Source organism: Streptomyces vulcanius (assembly GCF_042653945.1).
Lineage (GTDB): Bacteria > Actinomycetota > Actinomycetes > Streptomycetales > Streptomycetaceae > Streptomyces > Streptomyces mangrovi.
Map to the genome: position 1 here is coordinate 1 of NZ_JBHSFK010000002.1, position 13,735 is coordinate 13,735.

General features: G+C 70.8%; 12 protein-coding genes. 2 read left to right on the forward strand and 10 right to left on the reverse strand.

The window, feature by feature from the left end:
• Nucleotides 1-498 precede the first annotated feature (498 nt).
• Nucleotides 499-1,506 carry a stage II sporulation protein M gene (locus tag ACFPIH_RS02220; protein WP_381167549.1) on the reverse strand — a complete coding sequence of 336 codons (1,008 nt, stop codon included), beginning with the start codon at nucleotides 1,504-1,506 and terminating at the stop codon, nucleotides 499-501.
• A gap of 130 nt (nucleotides 1,507-1,636) precedes the next feature.
• On the opposite strand from ACFPIH_RS02220, the gene ACFPIH_RS02225 reads away from it, so the two are divergent.
• Complete coding sequence (locus ACFPIH_RS02225) at nucleotides 1,637-2,629, forward strand: RDD family protein (RefSeq protein WP_381167551.1); 993 nt, start codon at nucleotides 1,637-1,639, stop codon at nucleotides 2,627-2,629.
• 18 nt (nucleotides 2,630-2,647) lie between these two features.
• On the opposite strand, the gene ACFPIH_RS02230 is transcribed toward ACFPIH_RS02225, so the two are convergent.
• From ACFPIH_RS02230 to ACFPIH_RS02270, 9 genes are all read right to left on the reverse strand, one after another.
• A complete protein-coding gene (locus tag ACFPIH_RS02230) occupies nucleotides 2,648-3,262 on the reverse strand; it encodes a hypothetical protein (RefSeq protein ID WP_381167553.1) in 615 nt (204 codons plus the stop codon).
• A gap of 154 nt (nucleotides 3,263-3,416) precedes the next feature.
• Entirely contained in the window at nucleotides 3,417-4,874 is a 1,458-nt protein-coding gene (gene ahcY / locus ACFPIH_RS02235; protein ID WP_381167555.1) for an adenosylhomocysteinase, read from the reverse strand.
• Between the two features lie 274 nt (nucleotides 4,875-5,148).
• On the reverse strand, nucleotides 5,149-6,129 hold the full coding sequence (locus ACFPIH_RS02240; protein WP_381167557.1) for a cation diffusion facilitator family transporter: 981 nt from the start codon (nucleotides 6,127-6,129) through the stop codon (nucleotides 5,149-5,151).
• A 125-nt stretch (nucleotides 6,130-6,254) separates the two neighbouring features.
• Complete coding sequence (manA, locus tag ACFPIH_RS02245; protein WP_381167559.1) at nucleotides 6,255-7,406, reverse strand: mannose-6-phosphate isomerase, class I; 1,152 nt, start codon at nucleotides 7,404-7,406, stop codon at nucleotides 6,255-6,257.
• A 97-nt stretch (nucleotides 7,407-7,503) separates the two neighbouring features.
• A complete protein-coding gene (locus ACFPIH_RS02250) occupies nucleotides 7,504-8,637 on the reverse strand; it encodes an SIS domain-containing protein (RefSeq protein WP_381167561.1) in 1,134 nt (377 codons plus the stop codon).
• A gap of 85 nt (nucleotides 8,638-8,722) precedes the next feature.
• The gene (locus ACFPIH_RS02255) at nucleotides 8,723-8,893 is read right to left on the reverse strand and encodes a Trm112 family protein (RefSeq protein WP_007382472.1); all 171 of its coding nucleotides are present in this window, start codon (nucleotides 8,891-8,893) and stop codon (nucleotides 8,723-8,725) included.
• Nucleotides 8,894-9,281: 388 nt separating this feature from the next.
• Nucleotides 9,282-10,646, reverse strand: a complete 1,365-nt coding sequence (locus ACFPIH_RS02260) for a phosphomannomutase/phosphoglucomutase (protein ID WP_381167564.1) — start codon at nucleotides 10,644-10,646, stop codon at nucleotides 9,282-9,284.
• Between the two features lie 153 nt (nucleotides 10,647-10,799).
• Nucleotides 10,800-12,416 carry an L-lactate permease gene (locus ACFPIH_RS02265; RefSeq protein ID WP_381167566.1) on the reverse strand — a complete coding sequence of 539 codons (1,617 nt, stop codon included), beginning with the start codon at nucleotides 12,414-12,416 and terminating at the stop codon, nucleotides 10,800-10,802.
• A 142-nt stretch (nucleotides 12,417-12,558) separates the two neighbouring features.
• Nucleotides 12,559-12,981: a DUF3499 domain-containing protein gene (locus ACFPIH_RS02270; protein ID WP_381167568.1), complete on the reverse strand. Its 423-nt coding sequence runs from the start codon at nucleotides 12,979-12,981 to the stop codon at nucleotides 12,559-12,561.
• A gap of 296 nt (nucleotides 12,982-13,277) precedes the next feature.
• Between ACFPIH_RS02270 and ACFPIH_RS02275 the strand changes: the two genes are divergently transcribed.
• On the forward strand, nucleotides 13,278-13,727 hold the full coding sequence (locus tag ACFPIH_RS02275; protein WP_381167570.1) for a metallopeptidase family protein: 450 nt from the start codon (nucleotides 13,278-13,280) through the stop codon (nucleotides 13,725-13,727).
• Nucleotides 13,728-13,735: the final 8 nt, after the last annotated feature.

The following is a 13,735-nucleotide window of genomic DNA, read 5'->3' on the forward strand; positions in this document are numbered from 1 at the left end:
TGTTCTACTTCAAAGGAACCTCATCCCCGGCTATCACTGCCGTGGGACGGGGTATCAACATATCTGGCGTTGATTTTTGGCACGCTGTTGAGTTCTCAAGGAACGGACGCTTCCTTTGTACTCACCCGAGACACTCTCAGGCTTTCCTCCGGGCGCTTCCCTTCGGTCTTGCGTTTCCGACTCTATCAGACCGTTTCCCGATCCGATTTCCTCGGTGCTTTCCAGGTTCCCGCGCTATTCGCTGCGCGGTTTCCCTTTCCGGCGGTTCCGACTTTATCAGAAGTTCCAGGCCGATCTGACCGGCCATTCGTTTTCCGATTCATCGGGAGGGGGCTTCTGCGGAAGAAGTGTTCCGCGAGGCCGATAGATTTTCATCGTCGCCGACTCGACTACACCGAGTTCCAGGCAACTGTTCAAATCTACCTCCCCACGTGCGCCGTGTCAACGGCTCTTGCGGGGCGAAGAGGAGACTAGCAGTTCACCGGACGCATCCGCACATCAGGCGGCTGTGGGCACCGTGGCGCTTCGTTCGGCCGCCTCGACATCGCCCGTGTCACCGGCGCGAGCGGCTCTGCCGCCGAGGACATAGACGTATGCGAGGAAGGCCAGTTCGGCGGTGACGCCGATGGTGATGCGGGCCCAGGTGGGCAGGCCCGAAGGAGTGACGAAGCCTTCGATGGCGCCGGAGACGAAGAGGACCAAGGCCAGGCCGATCGCCATGCCGACCGCGGCTCGGCCCTCTTCCGCCAGAGCGGTGCGCCGTGAGCGCGGGCCGGGGTCAATGACGGTCCAGCCGAGGCGGAGGCCTGTGCCGGCGGCGACGAAGACCGCGGTGAGCTCGAGCAGCCCGTGCGGGAGGACCAGCCCCAGGAAGGTGTCGAGGCGGCCGGCCGAGGACATGAGGCCGGCGCCAATGCCGAGGTTGAGCATGTTCTGGAAGAGGATCCAGAGCACCGGAAGGCCGAGGAAGACACCCAGAACCAGGCACATCGCGGCGGCCTGGGCGTTGTTCGTCCAGACCTGGGCGGCGAACGCGGCGGCCGGGTGGCTGGAGTAGTACGTCTCGTACTGACCACCGGGACGGGTCAGCTCGCGCAGTTCGTCGGGGGCCGCTATGGAGGACTGGACTTCCGGGTGGGTGCCGATCCACCAGCCCAGGAGAGCGGCGACGGCGGTGGAGAGCAGGGCGGTGGGAATCCACCAGTGTCGCGAGCGGTAGACCGCCGCGGGGAAGGCCTGGGTGAGGAACCGGGTGACATCGCGCCAGGAGGCGCGGCGGGTCCCGGTGACGGCGCTACGCGCGCGTGCCACGAGTTGGCTGAGCCGACCGGTGAGCTGGGGGTCGGGTGCGCTGGACTGGATCAGGGAGAGATGGGTGGCGGTGCGCTGGTAGAGGGTGACGAGTTCGTCGGCCTCGGCTCCGGTGAGGCTGCGCCTGCGACGCAGGAGGGCGTCGAGGCGGTCCCATTCGGCCCGGTGGGCGGTGACGAAGACGTCGAGGTCCATCGGTGTGCCTGCTCCTCGGCTGTTCGTCGGCTGCCGGTGGTGGGTGTCAGCTTGTCGTACCGCGGCGCGATGTGCCCTCAGCTTGGCAGACTGGCCGTTCAAGGGGCAGGTCGGGGAAGGGGCCACGGGCGTGAGTGAGCTGGTGACGGGTGAGGCGGTGGCGCTGGAGTTGCAGCCCGCCAAGCTGCCGAGCAGGGCGCTGGCCGCGTTGCTGGATCTTGTGGTGGTCGTGGTCGCCTATGTCGTGGTGAGTCTCGTTCTGCTTGCGGCGACGGCGTCCATGGACGAGGCGGCGCGGGTCGCGGTGTCGATCGCGACGTTTCTGCTGGTGCTGGTGGGCGGGCCGATCGCGGTGGAGACGCTCAGCCAGGGGCGGTCGCTCGGGAAGCTGGCGTGCGGGCTGCGGGTGGTGCGGGACGACGGCGGGCCGATCCGGTTCCGGCATGCGCTGGTGCGGGGTGCGCTCTGGGTGGTCGAGATTCTGCTGACGTTCGGGGTGGTGGCGTGTGTCGCCTCGCTCGTGTCGGCGCGGGGGCGTCGGCTCGGTGATGTCTTCGCCGGGACGCTGGTCGTCCGGGAGCGGGTGCCGGTGGCGCGGGGCGGTTTTCTGCCGCCGCCTCCGCCGTGGTTGGCGGGCCGGTTCCAGGAGCTGGATCTGTCGGCGGTGCCGGACGGGTTGTGGCTGGCCGTGCGGCAGTACCTGGGGCGGATGAGTCAGCTGGAGCCGCAGGTGGGCTGGGCGATGGCGGGGCGGCTGGCCGGTGATCTCGCGGAGCGGACGGGCGTTCCGGTGCCGCCGGGGGTGCCGCCGGCCGCGTATCTGGCGGCGGTGGTGCAGGAGCGGCAGGTCCGGGAGGCACGACGGGCTTTCGGCAACGGACCGCAGGCTCCGGTGCAGTTTCCGCCGCCGACGCCGTTCGCGCCGCCGATACCCGTTGCTCCGTCCACACCTTTTGCACCGCCGGCGACCGTGGGCCCGTCGACGCCGGTGGCTCCGACCGTTCCTGTGGCGCCTACGGCTCCATCTGGGCCGTCGGTCTCCTACGGTCCTGCGCCCGAGGGTGATCGGGCCGAGGGCGACCCGGCTGCGGGGCGGGGCACCGGGTTCGTGCCACCGGCCTAGCCCTGGCCGGGGAGCGGGTCAGGTGAAGGCCGACGGGGGTGATTCGAGGTCCTCGAGCTCGATTCCGGGGGCCGCGAGGACCACGTCTCCGGCGATGTGCACGGCGTGCTGTTCGCCGGTGTCCAGGGCTGTGACCTGGTATTCGTCCACGGTCAGGGGGGCGTTGTCAGTGGCGTGTGCTTCTCTTTTCACCAGGGCCCAGGACTGGTCGACGGTGCGTGGGGCGAGGACCGGATCGGTGAAGGCGACGAGGCGTACGCGGGTCGCGGACGAGGAGGGGGTGAGGCGCAGGAGACGGGTGATGGCGATGAGGAACGCGGGGGATGTGCCGGTGAAGGCGTGGGCGGGGACATTGCCTTCGTTGGCTTCGGTGCCGGTGGGGTCGGTGCGGACCCAGGTGACGCCGTCGAGGGCCGCGCCGCGTACCTGCCAGCTGTGCGCGTGGAGTTCGAGGCGGATGGGGCGGCCGAGGTCGTCGAGAGTGAGGTCGACGGAGCCGGTGTGATCGCCCGCTGGGGTGGTGAGCTGGGAGACGTAGCGCCAGCCGGAGGGGCCTGGGGCGCACTGGAAGTGCTCGTGTGCGAGGGGGGTGTGATCGTGCGGATCGTGGAGCGAATAACGGCCGCGGGGCATGAGGGTCCTGAGGGCTGACGGGCCTGGTCGGAGCGGTGCGGCGGTGCCGCGGTCCGGCCGTGGGGCCGAAGGGGCAGGCCCCCGACACGGGGGTGCGGGGGCCTGTCTCTGAGGTTCTTCCGGCTACGGGCTGGCTGCCTGCTGGGTGCAGGGCTCAGTAGCGGTAGTGGTCCGCCTTGTACGGGCCGTCGACGTCGACGCCGATGTACGAGGCCTGCTCGGGGCGGAGGGTCGTCAGCTTGACGCCGAGGGCGTCCAGGTGGAGGCGGGCGACCTTCTCGTCCAGGTACTTGGGCAGGGTGTAGACGCCGGTCGGGTACTCGGACTGCTTGGTGAACAGCTCGATCTGGGCCAGGGTCTGGTCCGCGAAGGAGTTGGACATCACGAACGAGGGGTGGCCGGTGGCGTTGCCCAGGTTCAGCAGGCGGCCCTCGGAGAGGACGATGAGGACCTTGCCGTCGGGGAAGGTCCAGGTGTGGACCTGCGGCTTGACCTCGTCCTTGACGATGCCGGGGAGCTTGGCGAGGCCGGCCATGTCGATCTCGTTGTCGAAGTGGCCGATGTTGCCGACGATGGCCTGGTGCTTCATCTTGGCCATGTCCGAGGCCATGATGATGTCCTTGTTGCCGGTGGTGGTGATGAAGATGTCGGCCTTGTCGACGACCTCGTCGAGGGTCGTGACCTGGAAGCCGTCCATCGCCGCCTGCAGCGCGCAGATCGGGTCGATCTCGGTGATGATCACGCGGGCGCCCTGGCCGCGCAGGGACTCCGCGCAGCCCTTGCCCACGTCGCCGTAGCCGAAGACGACGGCGGTCTTGCCGCCGATGAGGACGTCGGTGGCGCGGTTGATGCCGTCGATCAGGGAGTGGCGGCAGCCGTACTTGTTGTCGAACTTCGACTTGGTGACGGCGTCGTTGACGTTGATGGCCGGGAAGAGGAGGACGCCGTCGCGCTGCATCTCGTACAGGCGGTGGACGCCGGTGGTGGTCTCCTCGGTGACGCCGCGGATCTCGGACGCCAGCTGGGTCCACTTCTGCGGGGACTCGGCGACGGTGCGGGTGAGGAGTTCGAGGACGACGCGGTGCTCGTCGGACTCGGCGGTGTCGGGCGAGGGGACCTTGCCGTCCTTCTCGTACTCGACGCCCTTGTGGACGAGCATGGTGGCGTCACCGCCGTCGTCGAGGATCATGTTGGGGCCGCCGGTGGGACTGTCCGGCCAGGTCAGGGCCTGCTCGGTGCACCACCAGTACTCCTCGAGGGTCTCGCCCTTCCAGGCGAAGACCGGGATGCCCTGGGGGGTGTCCACCGTGCCTTCGGGGCCGACGGCGATGGCGGCGGCCGCGTGGTCCTGGGTGGAGAAGATGTTGCAGGAGGCCCAGCGGACCTGGGCGCCGAGGGCGGCCAGGGTCTCGATGAGGACGGCGGTCTGCACGGTCATGTGCAGGGAGCCGGTGACGCGGGCGCCGGCGAGGGGCTGGGCCTCGGCGTACTCCTTGCGGATCGCCATGAGGCCGGGCATCTCGTGCTCGGCGAGAGTGATCTCCTTGCGGCCGAAGGCGGCCAGGGAGAGGTCGGCGACCTTGAAGTCCTGTCGGTTGTCGACAGTCGTCATGGTGTGCTGCTCCTCGGGGTTGGGTTCGAGGTCCGGATACGGCTGGTCTGCGCGGCGGCGGACACAGGGGTGCCCATTAGGGGACACAGGCATGCCCGCGTGCGCGCAGCGCAGTCCGTCGGAGGCCCTCTCTCCCTCGGCCGGTCCGTGTGTGGACCGCCCGACCGCCATCAGCAGCGACGTCTGGCTCGTCTCCAAGCTACACCGGTGGCGGCGGGCGGCCCCAGTCCACAAGCGATCGGATCACGCCGATCACGGACCGTGAGGGGCGGGGTCAGTGGTCGGCGGGGGGCTGGGCCGGGCCGCCGGGGGCTGCGTCGGGGTCGGCGCCCTTGGCGGCTTCGGTGGCGCTGTAGATGTCGGGTTCGAGGTAGATGACGCGGGCGATGGGGACGGCTTCGCGGATGCGGGCCTCGGCGGCGTTGATGGCGGTGGCGACTTCGGTGGCGGTGTCGTCGTGCCGGACGGCGATCTTGGCGGCGACCAGGAGTTCTTCGGGGCCGAGGTGGAGGGTGCGCATGTGGATGATGCCGGTGACGGTGTCGCCGTCGACGATGGCGGCCTCGATCTTCTCGATGTCTTCGAGTCCGGCGGCCTCGCCGAGGAGGAGGGATTTGGTCTCGGCGGCGAGGACGAGGGCGATGAGGACGAGGAGGACACCGATGCAGACGGTGCCGATGCCGTCCCAGATGCCGTCGCCGGTGAGCAGGGCGATGCCGACGCCGCCGAGGGCGAGGATCAGGCCGATGAGGGCGCCGAAGTCCTCCAGGAGGACGACGGGCAGTTCGGGGGCCTTGGCGCGGCGGATGAACTGCGACCAGGAGAGCTTGCCGCGGAGTTCGTTGGACTCCTTGATGGCGGTGCGGAAGGAGAAGCTCTCGGCGATGATCGCGAAGATCAGGACGCCGACGGGCCAGTACCAGTGCTCGATCTCGTGCGGGTGCTTGATCTTCTCGTAGCCCTCGTAGATGGCGAACATGCCGCCGACGGAGAAGAGCACGATGGAGACGAGGAAGGCGTAGATGTAGCGCTCGCGGCCGTAGCCGAAGGGGTGTTGGGGGGTGGCTTCGCGCTGGGCCTTCTTGCCGCCGATGAGCAGGAGTGCCTGGTTGCCGGAGTCTGCGAGCGAGTGCACGCCTTCGGCGAGCATGGAGGACGAGCCGCTGAAGGCGAACGCCACGAACTTGGATACCGCGATCGCGAGGTTGGCGCCGAGTGCCGCCACGATCGCCCTGGTGCCGCCTGACGCGCTCATGAGTTCGCGTTGTCCCTTCGCCTTCGTTTGTCCGGTTCGCCGACCGGGTCTTTGCCCGGGCTTTGCCGGTGGGCCATTCTTACAGCCCGCCGGGGCGTCGCCGTGTCAGGTGTCCACAAGCCCGGTCAGACAATCACAGTGGCGCGGAAGAGAGTTCCCTCACCGGAGACCTCGGCCTTCTCTCCGGCCGGGACGAAGACCGACTGGCCGGGTGTCAGTTCGTGTTCCCCGGCGCGGACCGTGCCGGCCGTGCAGAGCAGGATCTGCGGGGTGGCGCGCGTCAGGTCGCGGGCGTCGCCGTCTTCGGGGAGGACGTACCGGGACAGGCGGAACTCGTCGATCGGGGTGTCGTAGAGCTCTTCGCCGTCGGGGGAGGCCTCCGGGCGCAGGACGCCGGGGTCGCCGGACGCGAAGCGGACGACGCGCAGGAGTTCGGGGACGTCGACGTGCTTGGGGGTGAGGCCGCAGCGCAGGACGTTGTCGGAGTTGGCCATGATCTCGACGCCGAGGCCGCTGAGGTAGGCGTGCGGGATGCCGGCGCCGAGGAACAGGGCTTCGCCGGGCTGGAGCCGTACGTGGTTGAGGAGCATGGCGGCGATGACGCCGGGGTCGCCGGGGTAGTGGTGGGCGATGCCGGCGTAGGGGGCGTAGTCGCCGCCGAGGCGGTCGCAGGCGGCGGTCGCGGCGGCGACCGTGTGGGCCATGTCCTCGGGGTCGGCGGTGAGGATCGCGGTGAGGACCTCGCGCAGGGCCGCCTCCTCGGGGTGGGCGTGCAGGAGGTCGACGTACGGCTTGAGGGAGTCGACGCCGAGGGCGTCGAGGAGGCCGGCGGCCCGCAGCGGGTCGCGGAAGCCGCACAGGCCGTCGAACTCGGTGAGGGCGCAGATGAGTTCGGGCTTGTGGTTGGCGTCCTTGTAGTTGCGGTGCGGGGCGTCGACGGGGATGCCGCGGCGCTCCTCGTCGGCGTAGCCCTCCTTGGCCTGTTCGAGGTCGGGGTGGACCTGGAGGGAGAGGGGGGCGCCGGCGGCGAGGAGTTTGAGGAGGAAGGGGAGGCGGGGGCCGAACCTGGCGACGGTCGCCGCGCCGAGTTCCTGCTGCGGGTGGGCTTCGACGACCTCGACGAGGGTGCCCCGGGGGGTGTGCGAGGGGGCGCCCGGGTGGGCGCCCATCCACATCTCCGCCTGCGGTTCGCCGGTCGGCTCGGTGCCGAGCAGGTGCGGGATCGCGGTGGGGGAACCCCAGGCGTAGGGGCGGATGGTGTTGTCGAGGCGGTCCATCGGTTCTGTGCCTGCCTGTCTATCCGTCTGTCTGTCTGTCGTGCGGGGGTGTCTGGCGGGGGTCGTGGGCCCTGATGGGTCGCTGTCGGTCCCTACATCAGGCCTGTGAGGCGAGCGCCAGGTAAACGGCGGCGAAATCGGTGGTGGCGATCAGTTCGGCGAGGGTGACGAGTTCGTCGCCGTCCTCGGGTTCGAGTTCGCTGATCGGGGTGTCGTGGCTGAGGGCCAGGTCGCGGGCGGCCGGGGCGGCGGTGAGGCCGCCGATCGGGCGGTCGCGCAGCAGCACCACGCGCGCGTGCAGGGCGGGGGCTTCCTCCACGCGGTCGCGGAAGAAGTCGTCCGGGTCGGCGCTGGCGGCGAGGGGACCGGCGAGCAGGGCGCTGTGTTCGACGAGGGCCTCGGGGAGTTCGGCGACGACGGCGGGGCGGCCGGCGAGTTCGGCGAGGGCGGCGGCGAAGCGGCGGCCGGCGGGGCCGGCGGAGGTGCCCTCGGTCCAGATCACCGGGAGGGAGTCGGCGAGTTCGCCGGCCAGGGTCTTGGCCGGGTTGCTGTACGTCGCGATGGCGGGGCCGCAGCGTTGCGCGACCTGGTCGAGGCGGTCGGCGACCTTCTCGATCGCCTCGGGCGGGGCGGAGAGCAGCGCGATGCGGTCGAGGAGTGCGAGGAGGGGCGTCAGGAGGGCCCAGAGGACACCGGGGGCGGAGGCCGCGACGGGGGGCTGCTCGTCCTGTTCGTACGGGGCTGTCGCCAGGGGTACGAAGAGGCCGTGCGCGGCGTCGGCCGCCTCGGTGAGGGGGGTGCGGGCCGGTGCTACGGCGACGACGGAGCAGCCTCGGCGGTAGGCCTGCTCGGCGAGGAGGGAGAGGCCGGGTTCGGTGCCGTCCGGGGTGGCGATCAGGAGGAGGTCCACTGAGCCGGCCCAGCCGGGGAGGTCCCAGCGCAGGGCGCCCGCGGCGGGGGCGACGCCGGTGGGGGCGAGGCGGATGACCGGGCAGGCGGCGCCGGCGAGGGTGCCGAGGAGGTCGGCGACGCAGGTGGCGGCGGCGCCGGGGCCCGCGATGAGGATCGCGCGGGGGCGGCCGTCCGGTTTGAGGTTCTGGACGCCGGCTTCGGTGGCGTGCCGGGCGGCGGTGCGGACTCGGGCGCCGGCTTCGGCCGCGCCGCGCAGGAGGGCTCGGTGGTCGGCCTCGGCGAGGGCCTCCGGCGTGTCCAGCAGCGAGTCGTCGAGCATGGGGGCAGTCTCCGATCGCCGGGGTTCGGTTGTGCGGGTGCCGTTGGGGTGGGTGTGGGCTGGGGGTGGGGGCGGTTGCTCCCTGTTACGCGGGGCGGCGGGCCTCGTCGACGAGGAGGACGGGGATGCCGTCGCGGACCGGGTATGCCAGACCGCAGTCCTGACCTGTGCAGATCAGCTCGGTGTCCTGCTCCTTGAGGGGGGCGTGGCAGGCCGGGCAGGCGAGGATCTCCAGGAGGCCGGCTTCGAGCGGCATGAGGGGTCCCTTCGGGGTGGGCGGGTGTGCGGATGTGCCTGGTCAGGGTACCGCTGGTGGGGGTGGGGGTGGTGGGGTTCGCCCCCGCCGCCCTTACCCGGTCCCATGCCCAGGGTTCCGCCCCTTCGACCCCGACAGGGGCTCCGCCCCTGGACCCCGGCCTTCGCCCACCCATCACCCGACTCGGTCGGCCGGAAAGCAACCCCGGGGCTCCGCACCCGCCCCCGGCACCTCGGCCGGCCAGGAGGTGGCCGTCCCCTCTGGGCCCGCCCCGCCCCCGGCAACTCGGTCGACCAGAAGGTGGCCGTCCCCCTTGGCTCCGCCCCGCGCCCTGTGGGGGTGTGGGCCGGGGCGAGGGGGGTTTGTGGTGGTGGCTGTGGGAGGGGGGTCAGGAGCGGATGATGGTCAGGGCCTCGTCTTTGATCTTGTTCATGGTGGGTTCGTCGCGGGCTTCCGCGTTGAGGCGGAGGAGGGGTTCCGTGTTGGAGGGGCGGACGTTGAACCACCAGTCGGGGGCGGTGACGGTGAGGCCGTCGAGTTCGTCGAGGGTGATGTCGGGGCGGTCGGCGTAGGCGGCCTTGATGGCGGCGATGCGGCCGGCCTGGTCGGCGACGGTGGAGTTGATCTCGCCGGAGCCGGTGTAGCGGTTGTAGGCGGACAGCAGGGCGGAGAGGGGGGTCTGCTGGGTGCCGAGGGCGGCCAGGACGTGGAGGGCGGCGAGCATGCCCGTGTCGGCGTTCCAGAAGTCCTTGAAGTAGTAGTGGGCGGAGTGTTCGCCGCCGAAGATCGCGCCGGAGCGGGCCATCTCCGCCTTGATGAAGGAGTGGCCGACGCGGGTGCGGACGGGGGTGCCGCCGTTCTCCTTGACGACCTCGGGGACGGTCCAGGAGGTGATCAGGTTGTGGATGACGGTGCCGGAGCCGCCGTGGCGGGCCAGTTCGCGGGCGGCGACGAGGGCCGTGATCGCGGACGGGGAGACGGGGTCGCCCTGTTCGTCGACGACGAAGCAGCGGTCGGCGTCGCCGTCGAAGGCGAGGCCGAGGTCGGCGGACTCCTCGCGGACCCGCTTCTGCAGGTCGACGATGTTCGCCGGGTCGAGGGGGTTGGCCTCGTGGTTGGGGAAGGTGCCGTCCAGTTCGAAGTACATCGGGACGAGGGTCAGGGGCAGGCCCTCGAAGACCGTGGGGACCGTGTGGCCGCCCATGCCGTTGCCCGCGTCGACGACGACCTTCAGGGGGCGGATGGAGGTGAGGTCGACGAGGGAGCGGAGGTACGCCGCGTAATCCCTCAACGTGTCGGTGCGGGTGAGGGTTCCCCGTGCGGCGGCGCCTTCGGGGGCGCCCGACTTCATCCAGCCCTCCACCAGTTCGCGGATCTCCGCCAGGCCGGTGTCCTGGCCGACCGGGGCGGCGCCGGCGCGGCACAGCTTGATGCCGTTGTACTGGGCGGGGTTGTGCGAGGCGGTGAACATCGCGCCGGGCAGGTTCAGGGCGCCCGAGGCGTAGTAGAGCTGGTCGGTGGAGCACAGGCCGATCTCGGTGACGTCCACGCCGAGTGCGGCGGCGCCGCGGGCGAAGGCCGTGCTCAGGCCGGGCGAGGAGGGGCGCATGTCGTGGCCGACGACGATCGCCTCTGCGTCGGTCACCCGGGCGAAGGCCGCGCCGAACAGTTCGGCCAGGGATTCGTCCCACTGGTCCGGGACCACCCCGCGGATGTCGTACGCCTTCACGATCTGCGACAGATCAGCAGCCACTGCCCAACCTTCCTGAAGTCCTGTTCAGTCGCCACAAATAGTCGGCGAACCAGTCGGCACAAACTACCTGGATCGGTTCACCGCCTGCCGTGAGCCCACCCCGTGGACCCGTAGAAGTAACCTTGCGCGCCGCACCGCGGTCCTGCGACGCCGTTACGGCAGCATCCAGCCCAGGACCGGTGAACTCTGGGCGACCACGATCAGGCACATGACCAGCAGCAGGCCCACGCTCCACGGCAGCACCTTGCGCAGCAGGTCGCCCTCGCGGCCGGCGAGGCCGACGGCGGCGCAGGCGATGGTGAGGTTCTGCGGCGAGATCATCTTGCCGAGGACGCCGCCGGAGCTGTTCGCGGCGGCCAGCAGTTCGGGCGAGAGGCCCGACTCGCGGGCCGCGGTGACCTGGAGGGCGCCGAAGAGGGCGTTGGCGGAGGTGTCGGAGCCGGAGACGGCGACGCCGAACCAGCCCAGGACGGGTGACAGGAAGGCGAGGCCGGCGCCGGCCGCCGCCACGAGGTGGCCGATGGTCGCGACCTGTCCGGAGAGGTTCATGACGTACGCGAGAGCCAGGACGGACGTCACGGTCAGGATCGCGTGGCGCAGTTCATGGACGGTGGCGGCCCATTCCCTGAGTGCCACGCGTGCGTGGACGCCGAGTACGGCCGCCGTGGCCAGTCCGGCCAGCAGGACGAGGGTGCCGCCGGTCGAGGCGACGGGCCAGGTGAAGACGTTGCCGCCGACCGGTGCGCCGTCGGGGTCGACGACGTTCAGGAAGGGCCAGTCGTAGGTGCGGGTCGCGCGGGCCAGCCAGTCCTTGACGGCGGGGATCTGGGCCACGGAGAAGATCGCGACGATGAGCGCGTAGGGGGCGTAGGCGCGGACGATCTCGGGGCGCGGGTCCTGCTCGTCGAGTTCCTCGCTGCGCGCGCCGGTCAGTACGCGTGCGCGTACCGCGTCGGATGCGGGTACGCGCGTGTGCGGTACGGCGAGCAGAGCGGCGGCGCCGGCCAGGGAGGCGGCGATGTCGGCGAGTTGGGCGGAGAAGTAGTTGGCAGCGGCGAACTGGGCGGCGGCGAAGGCGACTCCGCAGGCAAGGGCGGGTACCCAGGTCTCGCGCAGGCCGCGGCGGCCGTCCACCAGGCCGACCAGGACGAGGGGGACGACGAGGGCGAGGAGTGGTGTCTGGCGGCCCACGACGGAGGCGACGGAGTCCAGGGGCAGGCCGGTGACCTGGGCGAGGGTGACGACGGGGGTGCCCATGGCGCCGAAGGCGACGGGCGCGGTGTTGGCGACGAGTGCGACGACGGCCGCGCGGACGGGGTCGAAGCCGAGGGCGACGAGCATGACGGAGCAGATGGCCACCGGGGCGCCGAATCCGGCGAGGGCCTCCAGGAGGGCGCCGAAGCAGAAGGCGATGACGAGGGCCTGGATGCGCGGGTCGTCGGAGAGCCGCCCGAAGGAGCGGCGCAGGATGTCGAAGTGGCGGGTGCGGACGGTCATCCGGTACACCCACAGGGCGTTGACGACGATCCACAGGATGGGGAAGAGCCCGAAGGCGGCGCCCTGGGCGGCGCTGGAGAGGGTCTGGCCGACGGGCATCGAGTAGGCGAAGCAGGCGACCAGAACGGCTGTCAGAAGGCCTGCCAGGCCCGCGAGATGGGCTTTGAGCCGCAGGCCGCCGAGCAGGATCAGGACGGTCAGCAGCGGGAGGGCCGCGACGAGGGCGGACAGGGTGAGCGAGTCGGCGACGGGTTCGAGTTCCTGGACGTACACGGGCGCCCCCGGTTTCGGTCAGGATTCCGCTCACGTTTCCGTGATGCGGAAAGCGTTTTCTCGTTCCTCACCGAACCGAATGGTCGTGTCCGCGACAACAGTGCGTCAATGGGTGTGCGGCAGACCGTTGGAAGAAGGACGCTCAGTTGTCCGGGGAGCGCAGTACCCGCAGATGGCCGCGGCGGGCGACCTCCATCGGGTCCGCCCCACGGCCGCCGCCACCGGCCTGGGCCCTGCGCTCCTGCGGGCGGGCCGCCTCACGGACGGCGTTGGCAAGCGCTTCCAGATCGTCGCCGCTGGGCCGCGCGGGAGCCGAGCTGTCCAGCAGCCGGACGACCTCCCAGCCGCGCGGGGCGGTGAGGCGTTCGGAGTGCTCTGCGCACAGGTCGTAGCAGTGGGGTTCGGCGTAGGTGGCGAGCGGGCCGAGGACCGCGGTCGAGTCGGCGTAGACGTACGTCAGCGTTGCGACGGCGGGTCGGCCGCAGGCAGTTCGCGAACAGCGACGTACAGGGCTCACGACGTTGGACGGTACCGCACTCTTGAGCGGGCCGCGACGACTCTCCACCAGGTCACTCCACCGTGTCGTGTTGTGCAACGCCCCACAAGTCTCTCCAGTCATACCTCGCTGACCTGCACGAACACCAGCCCTTAACGACATGGGGACGGACACCCCCGGTCGCCAGTCGATACAAACGGCATCAATTGCCGTGAGTTCACCGCTCTGGGAGAGATACGGATTCGAGCCCAACCTTGGCTGGAATGGTCATCCCGCGACATGGGGTGCGGGGCGGGCCTGCGGTGTCCGGGATGCCGCGTGGGGGCCGGGCGCCCGGTGGCGGCGGGGTCTACGCTTCAGTAGTGATGGACAACCCCGTACCGCCCCGCGCCACCGGCCCCGGGCCCCGTCGCCGTGATCGCCACGGCAGGGGCATGCGGGGACCGATCGCGCCCCCTCAGGTGCCGTTGGCGGCGAGCCGCGCCGACGCGTTCGCCGATCTGGTGCAGGACTCCGTGGAGCGGCTGGAGCGGCGGTGGCCGCAGCTGGCCGACATCGACTTCATGGTCCTCGAGGTGCCGCGGCCTGCCGCGGCCGGGGAGCCGTGGAACGACGAGGCGGTGCCGCTCGGCGGGACGATTCCCGCGCGCGAGGGACGGCGGGCGCGGGTGGTCGTCTACCGGCGGCCGGTCGAGATCCGCACCAAGGGGCGCGACGAACGGGCCGCGCTGGTGCACGAGGTGGTCGTGGAGCAGGTGGCGGAGCTGCTGGGGCTGACCCCGGAGACGGTGGATCCGCGCTACGGCGAGGACTGACCACCGCC

Coding starts and splice junctions, on each gene's coding strand:
- ACFPIH_RS02220 (WP_381167549.1), bottom strand. CDS start 1,506: ATGGACCTCGACGTCTTCGTCACCGCCCACCGGGCCGAATGGGACCGC.
- ACFPIH_RS02230 (WP_381167553.1), bottom strand. CDS start 3,262: ATGCCCCGCGGCCGTTATTCGCTCCACGATCCGCACGATCACACCCCC.
- ahcY (WP_381167555.1), bottom strand. CDS start 4,874: ATGACGACTGTCGACAACCGACAGGACTTCAAGGTCGCCGACCTCTCC.
- ACFPIH_RS02240 (WP_381167557.1), bottom strand. CDS start 6,129: ATGAGCGCGTCAGGCGGCACCAGGGCGATCGTGGCGGCACTCGGCGCC.
- manA (WP_381167559.1), bottom strand. CDS start 7,406: ATGGACCGCCTCGACAACACCATCCGCCCCTACGCCTGGGGTTCCCCC.
- ACFPIH_RS02250 (WP_381167561.1), bottom strand. CDS start 8,637: ATGCTCGACGACTCGCTGCTGGACACGCCGGAGGCCCTCGCCGAGGCC.
- ACFPIH_RS02255 (WP_007382472.1), bottom strand. CDS start 8,893: ATGCCGCTCGAAGCCGGCCTCCTGGAGATCCTCGCCTGCCCGGCCTGC.
- ACFPIH_RS02275 (WP_381167570.1), top strand. CDS start 13,278: ATGGACAACCCCGTACCGCCCCGCGCCACCGGCCCCGGGCCCCGTCGC.